The organism is Pseudomonas sp. PSKL.D1 (assembly GCF_028898945.1).
Classification (GTDB): domain Bacteria; phylum Pseudomonadota; class Gammaproteobacteria; order Pseudomonadales; family Pseudomonadaceae; genus Aquipseudomonas.
The window spans coordinates 4,060,952-4,075,759 of record NZ_CP118607.1 but is presented as its reverse complement, the minus strand read 5'-3'; the positions used below and the strand labels follow the sequence as shown (position 1 = coordinate 4,075,759).

Genomic DNA, 14,808 nt, shown 5'->3' with positions numbered 1-14,808 from the left:
ACGCGGTGCTGCGCGTGATCTGAAACGGGCATCAGGTTTCACTGATGCTGTTCCTGAATGATGCCTGCGTTTACTGGGCACCTTTTTCAACGGAGGTGAACCATGGCAACTCAGGATCAAGCGGTCACGCTGCAGGTGGGCCTGTTCTTTGATGGGACCGGCAACAACCGGGGTAACGCGGTGAGGGGCGAGATGCCGCATTCGCCTGAGGCGAAGGGCAGCTATGCAAGCGCGGTGTCCAACATTGCGTTGCTGTTCGAAGCTTACGAGGTTGCCGAGCCGTGCCTTGCCCTGTATGTGGAGGGGCCTGGCACCGTCGAAGGCCAGGACGACTCCGATTGGGGCTGGTACACGGGTGTTGGGGAGACGGGCGTGCGTGCGCGGGTGGAGGATGCGGCGTCCAGGTTGGCCGGGCAGGTGAGTAGCTGGCTGGCCACCCGGCCGCAGCTGCAATTGCAGGCGTTGCAGTTCGACCTGTTCGGCTTCAGCCGTGGTGCGGCAGGGGCGCGGGATTTTGCCAATGATTTGCGCAAGCACGTTGACAGCCTGCTGGCGAAAGCCGCGACGCGGCAACCTGTCACGTTTGCCCCGGCTTTGGGCTGGAAAGATGGCATCGATATACGGTTTATCGGCCTGTTCGATACGGTGGGTGCGATCTCAGAACCCTGGAAACTCAATTTAATCCCAACCAATGGCAATTATGGCGAGCTGACCCTGGCCGTGGCGCCAAGGCTGGCACGCCAGGTGGTCCAGCTGGTGGCCGACCATGAATACCGCTACAACTACCCGTTGGTCGCGACTGACAATGACATTCGCCTGCCAGGGGCACACGCCGATCTGGGCGGTGGGTATCTGCCAGTGTCAGAGGAGAGGGTGCTGCTGTCCAGATCGCAAAGCTGTGATGTGCCTGCCGATGCCGACCCTAAGTCGACGACGGCCTACGGCGAAATTGCCAGGCTGGTGGCAGGTTACACCGATGTGCCGGGGTTGACGCCACAGGTCAAGGTCTGGGAGTCGGTGGGTGGTTGGTTGAGCCAGGGCAAGGTGGTGCATGCGGCGCTCTACCGCGAGCGGCAGGTCCATGGCCATTTGGCACGGGTTTATCTGGGCGTCATGCACGCCTTGGCGATACGCGCCGGCGTTCCCCTCGGTGAGCTGCCAGCAGCACAGCCCTGGTGGCAGATACCGGCCGATCTACGGGCGATCGGCAACAAGATGCGGGATTATGCGTTGGGCCACACCAGCGAACTGGGCCTGTCCAAGGAGGAGAGCGACCTGTTGCAGCGCAAGTACATCCATACGTCGGCGAACTGGGAGCCTTTCATGGGCATGGGCAATGCGCCGACCGAATGGGTGTTTCTCAATCGGCCGGCAGAGGAGGGGCGGTTTGTCGAGCCAAATGCCTGACGCCTGCCGTGGTCAGGCAACGGCCACCACATCAAGAATGCGCTGCACCACCCGGTCCTGGTCAATTCCGGCAGCCTCGGCTTCAAACGACAGGATGATGCGGTGGCGCAGCACGTCGAACAGCACCGCCTGGATGTCTTCAGGGCTGACGAAGTCGCGCCCGGCCAGCCAGGCATGGGCCCGCGCGCAGCGGTCCAGGGCAATCGACCCACGGGGGCTTGCGCCGTAGGCGATCCAGTCGGCCAGCTCGGCATCAAACTTGGCCGGGGTGCGGGTGGCCATCACCAGTTGCACCAGGTATTCCTCCACCGCGTCGGCCATGTAGAGCCCGAGGATTTCCTTGCGGGCGGCGAAAATGGCTTGCTGGCTGACGCGCCGCTCAGGTTTTACTTCACCGCCCAACGCTTCGCCACGTGCCTGGGCCAGGATGCGCCGCTCCACGGCGGCATCGGGGAAACCGATCTTTACGTGCATCAGAAAGCGGTCGAGCTGGGCTTCGGGCAGCGGGTAGGTGCCTTCCTGCTCGATCGGGTTTTGCGTGGCCATGACCAAGAACAGCGGCGACAGGTCGTAGGTGCTGCGGCCCACGCTCACCTGGCGCTCGGCCATGGCCTCAAGCAGGGCTGATTGCACCTTGGCCGGGGCGCGGTTGATTTCGTCGGCCAGCACCAGGTTATGGAAGATCGGCCCTTGCTGGAACACGAAACTGCCGGTTTCCGGGCGATAGATTTCGGTGCCGGTGATGTCGGCCGGAAGCAGGTCGGGGGTGAACTGGATGCGGTGAAACTGTGCTTCGATGCCCTCGGCCAGTTCCTTGATGGCCTTGGTCTTGGCCAGGCCAGGTGCGCCTTCGACCAGCATGTGGCCGTCGGCCAGCAGCACGATCAATAGCCGCTCGACGAGCTTTTCCTGGCCCAGGATCTGGGAAGAAAGAAAGGTGCGCAGCGCAATCAGCGCGTCACGGTGTTCCATCGGCGACGGTTCCTGGAATGGGGCCGGGCAGGGGGCGAGAGGTTTCTGCCTGGCAGGGTGGGATACTTTAATCTATCCGCGTTGCCGCGTCGAAATCTGCGCTCTTGATGCAGTGGTTCCCGGTTTTTTGCGCGGTGCTTCTGTCGCTTGCTTGTTGCCTTCGAATGCTCAAAGGAGCCAGGCAATGAACAGGCAAGATGAAGTAACGCCAGGCGTCGTGCACGTGGGCGTGTTTTTTGACGGCACGGGCAACAATCAGGGCAACGCCGCGGGCGCGCAGCGCGAGGCCGGTGACGGCAGCTATGGCAACGCACGCAGCAATGTTGCGTTGCTGCACGGCCTGTACCCTGGGGGCAGGGTAAACAATGATTTGTTCGTCAAATTGTATGTTGAGGGCATCGGTACCACCGAAGGCGAGCGCGACTCAATGTTCGCGCAGGCCACGGGCCGTGGGCGCACCGGTGTGGCGGCGCGGGTGGGGCAGGCGCTGGAACAAGTGAGTGAAGTGTTGGCCAGCTATCCGCTGGTACCGGGTACCCGGGTGGAATTCGACCTGTTCGGGTTCAGTCGCGGTGCAGCAGCAGCCAGGCACATGGCCAATCAACTGCTCAAGGGCCAGGCAGGCCTGCCCAGGGGCGTGCAGTGCGAGAAGGTGATCAATTTCATCGGCCTGTTCGACACGGTGGCTGCGATCGTGGCGCCGCTGCGGGGTGACTTCGATGCTGCGGACGCACGTTTCGGCAGGTTGAAGCTCGGCGTGCGCCACCCCATTGCCCGGCAGGTGGTGCAATTGGTGGCAGGGGATGAGGTGCGCCACAACTTCCCGTTGGTGCGCAGTGATAACGACATTGTGCTGCCGGGCGCTCACTCGGATATCGGGGGCGGGTACATGGATACCCTGCAGGAACGGGTAATGCTGTGCAAGCCCCAGTCAAACCGCGTATCGGCCGCGACCTCGGTTGAACAGACCCACGCCTGGCAGGTTGCCAATGGCCTGCTGAACTCAGCAGCTGACGGTGCGCGCGTGCTGACCTGGGAAAAGCCCGTTGAGCGTGTGCGCGGCAACCGGGATGTACAGGAAAAGGAGGTGTACGCCGCGGTTTACCGGGAACGGGAAGTCAGTGGCCACCTGTCACGGGTGTACTTGAGCGTCATGCGCGAACTGGCCCTGCGTGGTGGGGTGCCCTTTGCGCCGTTGGGTGATGACGAGGCGCACCGCTTGCCCGACGAGTTGCGGGCCATCAGCAGCAAGCTGCATGACTTTGCCTTGGGCCGTTGCGGGCAACTGCAATTGACGCCTGAAGAGCGATTGCTGCTCAAAGCCAAGTACATCCACACCTCGGCGAACTGGGGTGAAGCCAAAGAAGGGGGAGGCAGTGACCTGGATGTGATGTATGTCAACCGGCCTGGCGAGGGGGGCAGAGTGATGCATGACAACCCGGCCGGTTGATCAGCGGTTGCCTGTGCCAGCCCTTTACCGAGCCGGCACAGGCAACCCTCAAAGCTCGCTCACGAACGTCCCGGTACCTTCAAGAATGTTGCGCAACGTCAACGCCACCTCTTCCAGGTCCGTGCCCGCCGACGTCAGCACGATCTCCAGCGCTTCATCGCCCTTCAGCGCATCCCTGTCCCCGGCCGCCACCTCGATCAGCAAGCGCTGGGCACTCAACGTCACCTTCAGCCCGTCCAGCGTCGAGGGTTCGTCGTCCAGGGTCAGGTCGACGGTGTCCTCATCCGGGTAGCGGGTCAGCAGAAACATCTGCCCCTTGTCGCTGTGGCAGCACAGGGTCGCCATGTTGTCTTCCTCATCATCGCAAGGGGTGGCGAACAGCAGGGCAGTCTTGATTTGCATGGGGCAGCTCGGTTTTGTGGAAACGAGAGGGAATTCTGACAGCCTTGCGCGTATCCATAAACGTAAAGTTACCGCCCCTTGACCGAAATTGTCGCAGCGCTGCAAGCGGCAATGACCGATCAGTCGTTAAGCTTCGGCCAGCCCTGAACTTTACGTCCGCTTTGCCATGGGTTGGCTATCGTTGATTCCTACACGGCGGACGCACGCGACGCTTCAATTACTACAAAGCCCAAGCGGAGTACCACAGATGGCGTTCTTCACCGCAGCCAGCAAAGCCGACTTCCAGCACCAACTGCAAGCGGCCCTGGCGCAGCACATCAGCGAACAGTCCCTGCCACAAGTGGCGCTGTTTGCCGAGCAGTTCTTCGGCATTATTTCCATGGACGAACTCACCCAGCGCAGGCTGTCGGACCTGGCCGGCTGCACCCTGTCTGCCTGGCGCATCATCGAGCGCTTCGACCCCGAACAACCGCAAGTGCGGGTGTACAACCCCGACTACGAACGCAATGGCTGGCAGTCGACCCACACCGTGGTCGAGGTGTTGCACCACGACCTGCCATTTCTGGTGGACTCGGTACGCACCGAGCTCAACCGCCGCGGCTACAGCATTCACACCCTGCAAACCACCGTGCTGAGCGTGCGTCGTGGTGCCAAGGGCGAGCTGCTGGAGCTGCTGCCCAAGGGCACCCAAGGCGAGGGCGTGCGCCACGAATCGCTGATGTACCTGGAAATCGACCGCTGCGCCAACGCCGCCGAACTGAATGTGCTGACCCGCGAGCTTGAGCAGGTGCTGGCAGAAGTGCGCGTGGCAGTGGCCGATTTCGAACCGATGAAGGCCAAGCTGCGTGAAGTGGTGGCGCTGGTGGAGCAAACCCCGTTTGCCCCGGTGCAGCACGAAAAAGGTGAGGTGAAGGCCTTCCTCGAATGGCTGCTGGACAACCATTTCACCTTCCTCGGCTATGAAGAGTTCACCGTGCAGGCCGACGCCGCCGGTGGCCAGATGATGTACGACGAACACTCGTTCCTGGGCCTGCCGCGCCGCCTGCGTGTGGGCCTTACGCCAGAAGAGCTGCGCATCGAAGATTACGCCGTGGCTTACCTGAACGAGCCGCTGCTGCTGTCGTTCGCCAAGGCTGCACTGCCCAGCCGGGTGCACCGCCCGGCCTACCCGGATTACGTGTCGATCCGCCAGCTGGGTGCCGACGGCAAGGTGGTCAAGGAGCACCGCTTCATGGGCCTGTACACCTCGTCGGTGTACGGCGAAAGCGTGCATGCCATCCCGTACATCCGCGTGAAAGTGGCCGAAGTGGAGCGCCGTTCGGGCTTCGACCCGAAAGCCCACCTGGGCAAGGAACTGGCCCAGGTGCTTGAAGTGCTGCCGCGCGATGACCTGTTCCAGACGCCGATCGACGAGCTGTTCAGCACGGTGATGGCGATTGTGCAAATCCAGGAGCGCAACAAGATCCGCGTGTTCCTGCGCAAAGACCCGTACGGCCGCTTCTGCTACTGCCTGGCCTATGTGCCGCGGGAAATCTACTCCACCGAAGTACGGCAGAAGATCCAGCAGGTGCTGATGGAGCGCCTGAAGGCCAGCGACTGCGAATTCTGGACGTTCTTCTCCGAGTCGGTGTTGGCCCGCGTGCAGCTGATTCTGCGGGTCGACCCGAAAAACCGCATCGACATCGACCCGCAGCAACTGGAAAACGAAGTGATCCAGGCCTGCCGCTCGTGGCATGACGACTATTCGGCGCTGGTGGTGGAGAACTTCGGCGAAGCCCAGGGCACCAACATCCTGGCTGATTTCCCCAAAGGTTTCCCGGCCGGTTACCGCGAGCGCTTCCCGGCGCATTCGGCGGTGGTCGACCTGCAACATGTGCTGGGGCTGTCCGAAGGCAGGCCACTGGCAATGAGCTTCTACCAGCCGTTGACCCGCCTGGGCGACCGCCTGCTGCATTGCAAGCTGTACCACGCCGACACCCCGCTGGCGCTGTCGGATGTGTTGCCGATCCTTGAAAACCTCGGCCTGCGCGTGCTGGGCGAGTTCCCGTACCGCCTGCGTCACGCCAGTGGCCGTGAATACTGGATTCATGACTTCGCCTTTACCTACAGCGAAGGCCTGGACCTCGACATCCAGCAGCTCAACGACACGCTGCAGGATGCGTTCATCCATATCGTCAAGGGCGACGCCGAAAACGATGCCTTCAACCGCCTGGTGCTCACCGCTGGCCTGCCGTGGCGTGATGTGGCGCTGTTGCGCGCCTATGCCCGCTACCTCAAGCAGATCCGCCTGGGCTTTGACCTGGGTTACATCGCCAGCACCCTGAACAACCACACCGACATCGCCCGCGAGCTGACCCGGCTGTTCAAAACCCGCTTCTACCTGGCGCGCAAACTCACCCAGGACGATCTGGATGACAAGCAGCAACGTCTGGAACAGGCCATTCTCAGCGCTTTGGACGATGTTCAGGTGCTCAACGAAGACCGCATCCTGCGTCGTTATCTGGACCTGATCAAGGCCACCCTGCGCACCAACTTCTACCAGCCGGATGCCAACGGCCAGAACAAGTCGTATTTCAGTTTCAAGTTCAACCCCAAGCTGATCCCCGAGCTGCCTAAGCCGGTGCCGAAATTCGAGATTTTCGTGTATTCGCCACGGGTAGAGGGTGTGCACCTGCGCTTTGGCAACGTTGCCCGTGGTGGCCTGCGCTGGTCGGACCGGGAAGAAGACTTCCGCACCGAAGTGCTGGGCCTGGTCAAAGCCCAGCAAGTGAAGAACTCGGTGATCGTGCCGGTGGGTGCCAAGGGTGGCTTCCTGCCACGGCGCTTGCCGTTGGGCGGCACCCGCGATGAAATCGCGGCCGAGGGCGTGGCGTGCTACCGCATCTTCATCTCGGGCCTGCTCGACATCACCGACAACCTCAAGGACGGTGGCGTGGTGCCGCCAGCCAACGTGGTGCGCCATGATGACGACGACCCGTACCTGGTGGTGGCGGCCGACAAAGGCACCGCAACCTTCTCGGACATCGCCAACGGCATTGCCATCGATTACGGCTTCTGGCTCGGCGATGCGTTCGCCTCGGGCGGCTCGGCCGGTTACGACCACAAGAAGATGGGCATCACCGCACGCGGTGCCTGGGTGGGTGTGCAGCGCCACTTCCGTGAGCGCGGCATCAACGTGCAGCAAGACCCGATCACCGTGATCGGCGTCGGCGACATGGCCGGTGACGTGTTCGGCAATGGCTTGCTGATGTCCGACAAGCTGCAACTGGTGGCCGCCTTCAACCACCTGCACATCTTCATCGACCCCAACCCGGACCCGGCCAGCAGCTTCGCCGAGCGTCAGCGCCTGTTCGACCTGCCGCGTTCGGCCTGGAGCGACTACGACACCAGCATCATGTCCGAAGGCGGTGGCATTTTCCCGCGCAGTGCCAAGAGCATCGCCATCAGCCCGCAGATGAAAGAGCGCTTCGCCATCGAAGCCGACCGCCTGACCCCGACCGAGCTGCTCAACGCCCTGCTCAAGGCCCCGGTGGACTTGCTGTGGAACGGTGGCATCGGCACCTACGTGAAGGCCAGCAGTGAAAGCCACGCAGACGTCGGCGACAAAGCCAACGACGCCTTGCGGGTCAATGGCAACGAGCTGCGCTGCAAGGTGGTGGGCGAGGGCGGCAACCTGGGCATGACCCAGCTTGGCCGGGTCGAGTTCGGCCTCAACGGCGGCGCCACCAACACCGACTTCATCGACAACGCCGGCGGCGTTGACTGCTCCGACCACGAGGTCAACATCAAGATCCTGCTCAACGAAGTGGTGCAGGGTGGCGACATGACCGAGAAGCAGCGTAACCAGCTGCTGGGCAGCATGACCGATGAAGTGGGCAACCTGGTGCTGGGCAACAACTACAAGCAGACCCAGGCCCTGTCGCTGGCCGCACGCCGCGCCCGTGAGCGCATTGCCGAATACAAGCGCCTGATGGCCGACCTTGAGGGCCGCGGCAAGCTGGACCGTGCCATCGAGTTTCTGCCGTCCGAAGAGCAGTTGGCCGAGCGCCTGGCCGCTGGCCAGGGCCTGACCCGTGCCGAGCTGTCGGTATTGATTTCGTACAGCAAGATCGACCTCAAGGAGCAACTGCTCAAGTCGTTGGTGCCGGACGACGACTACCTGACCCGCGACATGGAAACCGCCTTCCCGCCGTCACTGGTCAGCAAGTTCGCCGAAGCCATGCGCCGCCACCGGCTGAAGCGTGAAATCGTCAGCACCCAGATCGCCAACGACCTGGTCAACAACATGGGCATCACCTTCGTGCAGCGGCTGAAGGAATCGACCGGCATGAGCCCGGCCAACGTGGCCGGAGCCTATGTGATCGTGCGCGATATCTTCCACCTGCCGCACTGGTTCCGCCAGATCGAGGCGCTGGACTATCAGGTGCCGGCGGAAATCCAGCTGACCTTGATGGACGAGCTGATGCGCCTGGGCCGCCGCGCCACCCGCTGGTTCTTGCGCAGCCGGCGCAACGAGCAGGATGCCGGGCGCGATACCGCGCACTTCGGGCCGAAAATTGCGCAACTGGGGCTCAAGCTCGACGAACTGCTGGAGGGGCCGACTCGCGAACGGTGGATGGTGCGCTACCAGAGCTTTGTCGATGCCGGTGTGCCGGAGCTGCTGGCGCGCATGGTGGCCGGTACCAGCCACCTCTACACCCTGTTACCAATCATCGAGGCTGCCGATGTCACCGGCCACGACCCGGCGCAGGTGGCCAAGGCGTTCTTTGCCGTGGGCAGTGCACTGGACCTGACCTGGTACTTGCAGGAAATCAGCAATCTGCCGGTGGAGAACAACTGGCAGGCCCTGGCCCGCGAGGCGTTCCGCGACGACATCGACCTGCAGCAGCGGGCCATTACCATCTCCGTGTTGCAGATGGTGGATGCACCGGACGACATGGACGCCCGCGTGGCCCTGTGGGCCGAGCAGCACCGTGTGATGGTGGAGCGCTGGCGCGCGATGCTCGATGACCTGCGCAATGCCACGGGGACTGACTATGCGATGTACGCGGTGGCCAACCGCGAGCTGGTCGACCTGGCGATGAGCGGGCAGGCGGCGGTGGTGCCGTCCTGAAATGAAAAGCCCCGGCCGTGATGGCTGGGGCTTATTGATGCTTGGCGTGGTTTTTGTGTCGGTGCGTCAATCGAGCGCCGCCCGCGCGGCGCATCGCGAATAAATTCGCTCCTACATTTGTTGCAACGTGCCGAACCTGTCAGGCCATGGTTGCCCGCCTTGTAGGAGCGGATTTATCCGCGATGCGCCGCGCGGGCGGCGCTCGATAGCCCAAGCCACAAACACTGAAAGGCGTTCACTTGAACCGCCGCTCCACCCCTTTCTCCACCAGAATCTTCGCCGAAATCTCTTCCACCGAAAAATGCGTGGAATTGATGTTGGGAATGTTCTCCCGCCGGAACAGGTTTTCCACCTCGCGCACCTCGAACTCGCACTGGGCAAAGCTCGAATAGCGGCTGTTGGGCTTGCGTTCGTGGCGGATGGCGGTGAGGCGGTCCGGGTCGATGGTCAGGCCGAACAGCTTGCTGTGGTGCTTTTTCAACACCGTCGGCAGTTGCAGGCGCTCCATGTCGTCTTCAGTCAGCGGGTAGTTGGCCGCGCGAATGCCAAACTGCATGGCCATGTACAGGCAGGTCGGGGTTTTGCCGCAGCGCGACACGCCCACCAGGATCAGGTCGGCCTTGTCGTAGTAGTGGGTACGCGCGCCGTCATCGTTGTCGAGGGCAAAGTTGACCGCCTCGATGCGCTCCATATAGTTCGAATTACCGCCGATCGAGTGCGATTTACCCACGGAATACGACGAATGGGCAGTCAATTCCTGCTCGAGCGGGGATAAAAACGTGGAAAAGATGTCGATCATGAAGCCGTTCGACGTGGCCAGGATCTCGCGGATGTCCTGGTTGACGATGGTGTCGAAGATGATCGGCCGCACGCCGTCACGCTCGGCAGCGGTATTGATTTGCAGCACCATGGTGCGCGCCTTGTCCGGCGTGTCGATGTACGGGCGGGTGAATTTGTTGAATGGAATGCTATCGAATTGCGCAAGCAGGCTTTGGCCCAGGGTTTCGGCGGTGATGCCGGTACCATCGGAGATGAAGAACGCGGTTCGTTTCATTTGCGATCTGGGCCTTAAGCTGATGACGTTTTCTGGATATGATAGGTTCGGTTTGCCGAATGCGGCTGTCGGCATTCTCACTTATTTTCCAGGTACAGGCCACAAGCGCCCGGCCAAGTCACAAAGGCAGGCGGGCGCCCTTGAGCTTTTCCAATACAGTTAGTGGAGAGATCACCTTGGTAGAGTACGTAGTTTCCCTCGATAAGCTCGGCGTCCATGATGTGGAGCATGTGGGGGGCAAGAACGCATCCCTGGGCGAGATGATCAGTAACCTCGCCGGTGCCGGCGTGTCGGTGCCGGGCGGCTTTGCCACGACGGCTCAGGCGTACCGTGATTTTCTTGAACAAAGTGGCCTGAACGACAAGATTCACGCTGCGCTCGACGCGCTGGATGTTGACGACGTCAACGCCCTGGCCAAGACCGGCGCACAAATTCGCCAATGGGTGATGGAGGCCGATTTCCCGGCCCGTCTGGATTCGGAAATCCGAACCGCCTTCGCCGCCATGGCCAACGGCAACGACAACATGGCCGTGGCCGTACGCTCCTCGGCCACCGCCGAAGACTTGCCGGACGCCTCGTTCGCCGGCCAGCAAGAGACCTTCCTGAACATCCGCGGCGTCGACAACGTGATCCGCGCGGCCAAGGAAGTGTTTGCCTCGCTGTTCAACGACCGCGCCATTTCGTACCGCGTGCACCAGGGCTTTGACCACAAGCTGGTTGCCCTGTCGGCCGGCGTGCAGCGCATGGTGCGCTCCGAAACCGGTACCGCCGGCGTGATGTTCACCCTCGACACCGAGTCGGGCTTCCGCGACGTGGTGTTCATCACCGGCGCCTACGGCCTGGGTGAAACCGTGGTGCAAGGCGCGGTCAACCCGGACGAGTTCTACGTCCACAAGAACACCCTGCAGGCCGGCCGCCCGGCCATCCTGCGCCGCAACCTGGGCAGCAAGGCCATCAAGATGGTCTATGGCGACGAAGCCAAGGCCGGCCGTTCGGTCAAGACCGTCGAAGTCGACCGCGCCGAACGTGCACGCTTCTGCCTCAGCGACGAAGAAGTCAACGAGCTGGCCAAACAGGCCATGATCATCGAGCAGCACTACCAGCGCCCGATGGACATCGAGTGGGCCAAAGATGGCGACGACGGCAAGCTGTACATCGTTCAGGCCCGCCCTGAAACCGTGAAGAGCCGCGCCAGCGCCAACGTCATGGAACGCTACCTGCTCAAGGAAAAAGGCACCGTGCTGGTCGAAGGCCGCGCCATTGGCCAGCGCATCGGCGCCGGCAAGGTCCGCGTGATCAACGACGTGTCCGAGATGGACAAGGTGCAGCCGGGCGACGTACTGGTCTCCGACATGACCGACCCGGACTGGGAACCGGTAATGAAGCGCGCCAGCGCCATCGTCACCAACCGCGGTGGCCGTACCTGCCACGCGGCGATCATCGCCCGTGAGCTGGGCATCCCGGCCGTGGTCGGCTGCGGCAATGCCACCCAGGTGCTCAAGGACGGCCAGGGCGTTACGGTTTCCTGCGCTGAGGGCGACACCGGTTTCATCTTCGAAGGTGAGCTGGGCTTCGACATCAAGCAGAACTCGGTCGACGCCATGCCGGAGCTGCCGTTCAAGATCATGATGAACGTGGGTAACCCGGACCGCGCCTTTGACTTTGCCCAGCTGCCCAACGCCGGTGTCGGCCTGGCGCGCCTGGAGTTCATCATCAACCGCATGATCGGCGTGCACCCCAAGGCGCTGCTGAACTACGCCGGCCTGCCGCCGGAGCTGAAAGAAAGCGTCGACAAGCGCATCGCCGGTTACAACGACCCGGTTGGTTTCTACGTCGAGAAGCTGGTCGAGGGCATCAGCACCCTGGCCGCCGCCTTCTACCCGAAAAAGGTCATCGTGCGCCTGTCGGACTTCAAGTCCAACGAGTACGCCAACCTGATCGGCGGCAAGCTGTACGAGCCGGAAGAAGAAAACCCGATGCTGGGCTTCCGCGGTGCCTCGCGCTACATCAGCGAGTCGTTCCGTGACTGCTTCGAGCTCGAATGCCGCGCGCTCAAGCGTGTGCGCAACGAGATGGGCCTGACCAACGTCGAGATCATGGTGCCGTTCGTGCGCACCCTGGGTGAAGCCAGCCAAGTCGTCGACCTGCTGGCTGAAAACGGCCTGGCCCGTGGCGACAACGGCCTGCGCGTGATCATGATGTGCGAGCTGCCGTCCAACGCAATTCTGGCTGAAGAGTTCCTGGAGTACTTCGACGGCTTCTCGATCGGTTCGAACGACCTGACCCAGCTGACCCTGGGCCTGGACCGTGACTCGGGCATCATTGCCCACCTGTTCGATGAGCGTAACCCGGCCGTGAAGAAGCTGCTGGCCAACGCCATTGCCGCCTGCAATAAGGCCGGCAAGTACATCGGCATCTGCGGCCAGGGCCCGTCGGACCACCCGGACCTGGCCAAGTGGCTGATGGAGCAGGGCATCGAAAGCGTGTCGCTGAACCCGGACTCGGTGCTGGAAACCTGGTTCTTCCTGGCCGAGGGCCAGGGCGCAGCCTGATCCGCTGAGTGCTACAACCCTTGGTAGGAGCGGCGGTTCGGCGTTTCGGCTTGCCCCGCGAATGCGTCAAATCAGGCACCTGTTACGCCTGATCTGACACATTCGCGGGGCAAGCCGGGGCGTCGAACCGCCGCTCCTACGTTACAACCCCAGAATATTTGTGAGCCCATGCAAAGCAGCAGCACTCTTTACCCCGTGGCCCTGCTCAGCGCCGAGCGCCGCGGCGACCTTAGCGAAGACGTGTACCGGATCAAGGCCGGCAACAGCCCCGACCCTACCGTCGAAATCGCGGTCACCCGCCTGGGCCTGGCCGACCATGGCCGCGCCCAGGGCGTGCCGGTCATTCTCCTGCATGGCAGTTTTTCCAACCGGCGTTTCTGGTACTCGCCCAAGGGTATCGGCCTGGGCGCTTATCTGGCGCGCGCGGGGTTCGATGTGTGGATCCCGGAAATGCGTGGCCACGGGCTGTCGCCGCGCAACCGCGACTGGCGGCACAATCGCGTGGCCGATTACGCCTGTCATGACTTACCGGTGATTGCCGGTTTCGTGCAGGAAAAGGCCGGGCGGGCGCCGCACTGGGTTGGCCATTCGCTGGGCGGCACCACCCTGGCGGCAGCGTTGGGGGGCGGGTTCCTGCGGCCTGAGCAGGTGGCCAGTGCCGCCTTCTTCGGCACCCAGATCAGCCGCGTCTACTGGCCATTGAAAATGCCACCGGTAACGTGGGGTGCGCGTTTGCTGCTCAAGCGTTTTGCGCACATCTCGGGTTCGCGCCTCAAGCGCGGCCCGGAAGACGAGCCGATTGGCCTGGTGCTGGAGAGCATGCGCTGGCACGGCCTGTTCGGGCGCTTTGGCGACAAGCAGAACGACTGGTGGGCCGGGCTTGCCGATGTGGATGTGCCGGTGCTGGCGGTTGCTGGCGCGGGGGATTTTCAAGACCCGGTGTGGGCGTGCCGCAAGCTGTTTGACCAGTTGGGTGGTGAGCGCAAGCAGTTTTTGCGGCTGGGGCGTGACGAGGGCTTTGAGGCGTTCGGGCATGTCGACATGCTGGTGAGCAAGGCTGCCCAGGTGCAGGTTTGGCCGCTGGTTGAAGGGTGGTTGCGCGATCCGTTGTTGCCGGTGCATACCTCAACAGTCGTGTGCGAGGCGGTGGCGGCCAGTTGATCATGGTTCGCCTGTGCTGGCCTCATCGCGGATAAATCCGCTCCTACAGGGGCCGTGTAGGAGCGGATTTATCCGCGATGAGGCCAGCACAGGCTATTACGATTGACCATCCGGTCGCAGATGACTGCACCCGCCCCAACGGTGTAGCCTTGCCAGATAACCGCTTTCGTTGTGACTGACAGGAGTTTCCCATGCAGCATTACGTAACGCCCGACCTGTGCGACGCCTACCCGGACCTGGTCCAGGTGTTGGAGCCGATGTTCAGCAACTTCGGTGGCCGCGACTCATTTGGTGGCCAGATTGTCACCATCAAGTGCTTCGAGGACAACTCGCTGGTCAAGGAACAGGCCGAGCTCGACGGCAAGGGCAAAGTGCTGGTAGTCGACGGGGGCGGTTCCCTGCGCCGTGCGCTGCTGGGTGACATGATCGCCGAAAAGGCCGCCAAAAACGGCTGGGAAGGCATGGTGATCTACGGCTGCGTGCGCGACGTCGATGTGCTGATCCAGACCGACCTCGGTGTGCAGGCCCTGGCCAGCCACCCGATGAAAACCGACAAGCGCGGCATCGGCGACCTCAACGTCAACGTGACCTTCGCCGGTGTTACGTTCCGCCCGGGCGAATACGTGTACGCCGACAACAACGGTGTAATCGTTTCCCCAACCCCGCTGAAAATGCCGGAGTGATGCGCCCCACGCGC

General features: G+C 62.5%; 9 protein-coding genes. 6 read left to right on the top strand and 3 right to left on the bottom strand.

Annotated features, from left to right (window positions below; translation table 11 throughout):
* Positions 1-102 precede the first annotated feature (102 nt).
* A complete protein-coding gene (locus tag PVV54_RS17940; RefSeq protein ID WP_274906548.1) occupies positions 103-1,407 on the top strand; it encodes a T6SS phospholipase effector Tle1-like catalytic domain-containing protein in 1,305 nt (434 codons plus the stop codon).
* Positions 1,408-1,419: 12 nt separating this feature from the next.
* On the opposite strand, the gene PVV54_RS17935 is transcribed toward PVV54_RS17940, so the two are convergent.
* Complete coding sequence (locus tag PVV54_RS17935) at positions 1,420-2,379, bottom strand: AAA family ATPase (RefSeq protein WP_274906547.1); 960 nt, start codon at positions 2,377-2,379, stop codon at positions 1,420-1,422.
* 184 nt (positions 2,380-2,563) lie between these two features.
* On the opposite strand from PVV54_RS17935, the gene PVV54_RS17930 reads away from it, so the two are divergent.
* Positions 2,564-3,829, top strand: coding sequence for a phospholipase effector Tle1 domain-containing protein (locus tag PVV54_RS17930; RefSeq protein ID WP_274906546.1), 1,266 nt, complete (start codon positions 2,564-2,566; stop codon positions 3,827-3,829).
* A 48-nt stretch (positions 3,830-3,877) separates the two neighbouring features.
* Here the strand turns inward: PVV54_RS17930 and PVV54_RS17925 are convergent, their stop codons facing one another.
* Positions 3,878-4,231 carry a hypothetical protein gene (locus PVV54_RS17925; protein ID WP_274906545.1) on the bottom strand — a complete coding sequence of 118 codons (354 nt, stop codon included), beginning with the start codon at positions 4,229-4,231 and terminating at the stop codon, positions 3,878-3,880.
* 247 nt (positions 4,232-4,478) lie between these two features.
* Between PVV54_RS17925 and PVV54_RS17920 the strand changes: the two genes are divergently transcribed.
* Positions 4,479-9,344, top strand: a complete 4,866-nt coding sequence (locus PVV54_RS17920) for an NAD-glutamate dehydrogenase (RefSeq protein WP_274906544.1) — start codon at positions 4,479-4,481, stop codon at positions 9,342-9,344.
* Positions 9,345-9,579: 235 nt separating this feature from the next.
* On the opposite strand, the gene ppsR is transcribed toward PVV54_RS17920, so the two are convergent.
* The gene (gene ppsR / locus PVV54_RS17915) at positions 9,580-10,398 is read right to left on the bottom strand and encodes a posphoenolpyruvate synthetase regulatory kinase/phosphorylase PpsR (protein ID WP_274906543.1); all 819 of its coding nucleotides are present in this window, start codon (positions 10,396-10,398) and stop codon (positions 9,580-9,582) included.
* A 176-nt stretch (positions 10,399-10,574) separates the two neighbouring features.
* Here ppsR and ppsA point away from each other — a divergent pair, with 176 nt between their 5' ends.
* The 3 genes from ppsA to rraA all read left to right on the top strand — a co-directional run bounded on the left by ppsA (position 10,575) and on the right by rraA (position 14,794).
* Positions 10,575-12,950, top strand: a complete 2,376-nt coding sequence (gene ppsA / locus PVV54_RS17910) for a phosphoenolpyruvate synthase (protein ID WP_274906542.1) — start codon at positions 10,575-10,577, stop codon at positions 12,948-12,950.
* Between the two features lie 168 nt (positions 12,951-13,118).
* Positions 13,119-14,111 (top strand): alpha/beta fold hydrolase, encoded by a 993-nt coding sequence (locus tag PVV54_RS17905; RefSeq protein WP_274906541.1) that lies wholly within the window; start codon positions 13,119-13,121, stop codon positions 14,109-14,111.
* 191 nt (positions 14,112-14,302) lie between these two features.
* Positions 14,303-14,794, top strand: coding sequence for a ribonuclease E activity regulator RraA (gene rraA, locus PVV54_RS17900; RefSeq protein ID WP_274906540.1), 492 nt, complete (start codon positions 14,303-14,305; stop codon positions 14,792-14,794).
* The last annotated feature ends 14 nt before the right edge of the window (positions 14,795-14,808 follow it).

Coding starts and splice junctions, on each gene's coding strand:
- PVV54_RS17940 (WP_274906548.1), top strand. CDS start 103: ATGGCAACTCAGGATCAAGCGGTCACGCTGCAGGTGGGCCTGTTCTTT.
- PVV54_RS17935 (WP_274906547.1), bottom strand. CDS start 2,379: ATGGAACACCGTGACGCGCTGATTGCGCTGCGCACCTTTCTTTCTTCC.
- PVV54_RS17930 (WP_274906546.1), top strand. CDS start 2,564: ATGAACAGGCAAGATGAAGTAACGCCAGGCGTCGTGCACGTGGGCGTG.
- PVV54_RS17925 (WP_274906545.1), bottom strand. CDS start 4,231: ATGCAAATCAAGACTGCCCTGCTGTTCGCCACCCCTTGCGATGATGAG.
- PVV54_RS17920 (WP_274906544.1), top strand. CDS start 4,479: ATGGCGTTCTTCACCGCAGCCAGCAAAGCCGACTTCCAGCACCAACTG.
- ppsR (WP_274906543.1), bottom strand. CDS start 10,398: ATGAAACGAACCGCGTTCTTCATCTCCGATGGTACCGGCATCACCGCC.
- PVV54_RS17905 (WP_274906541.1), top strand. CDS start 13,119: ATGCAAAGCAGCAGCACTCTTTACCCCGTGGCCCTGCTCAGCGCCGAG.
- rraA (WP_274906540.1), top strand. CDS start 14,303: ATGCAGCATTACGTAACGCCCGACCTGTGCGACGCCTACCCGGACCTG.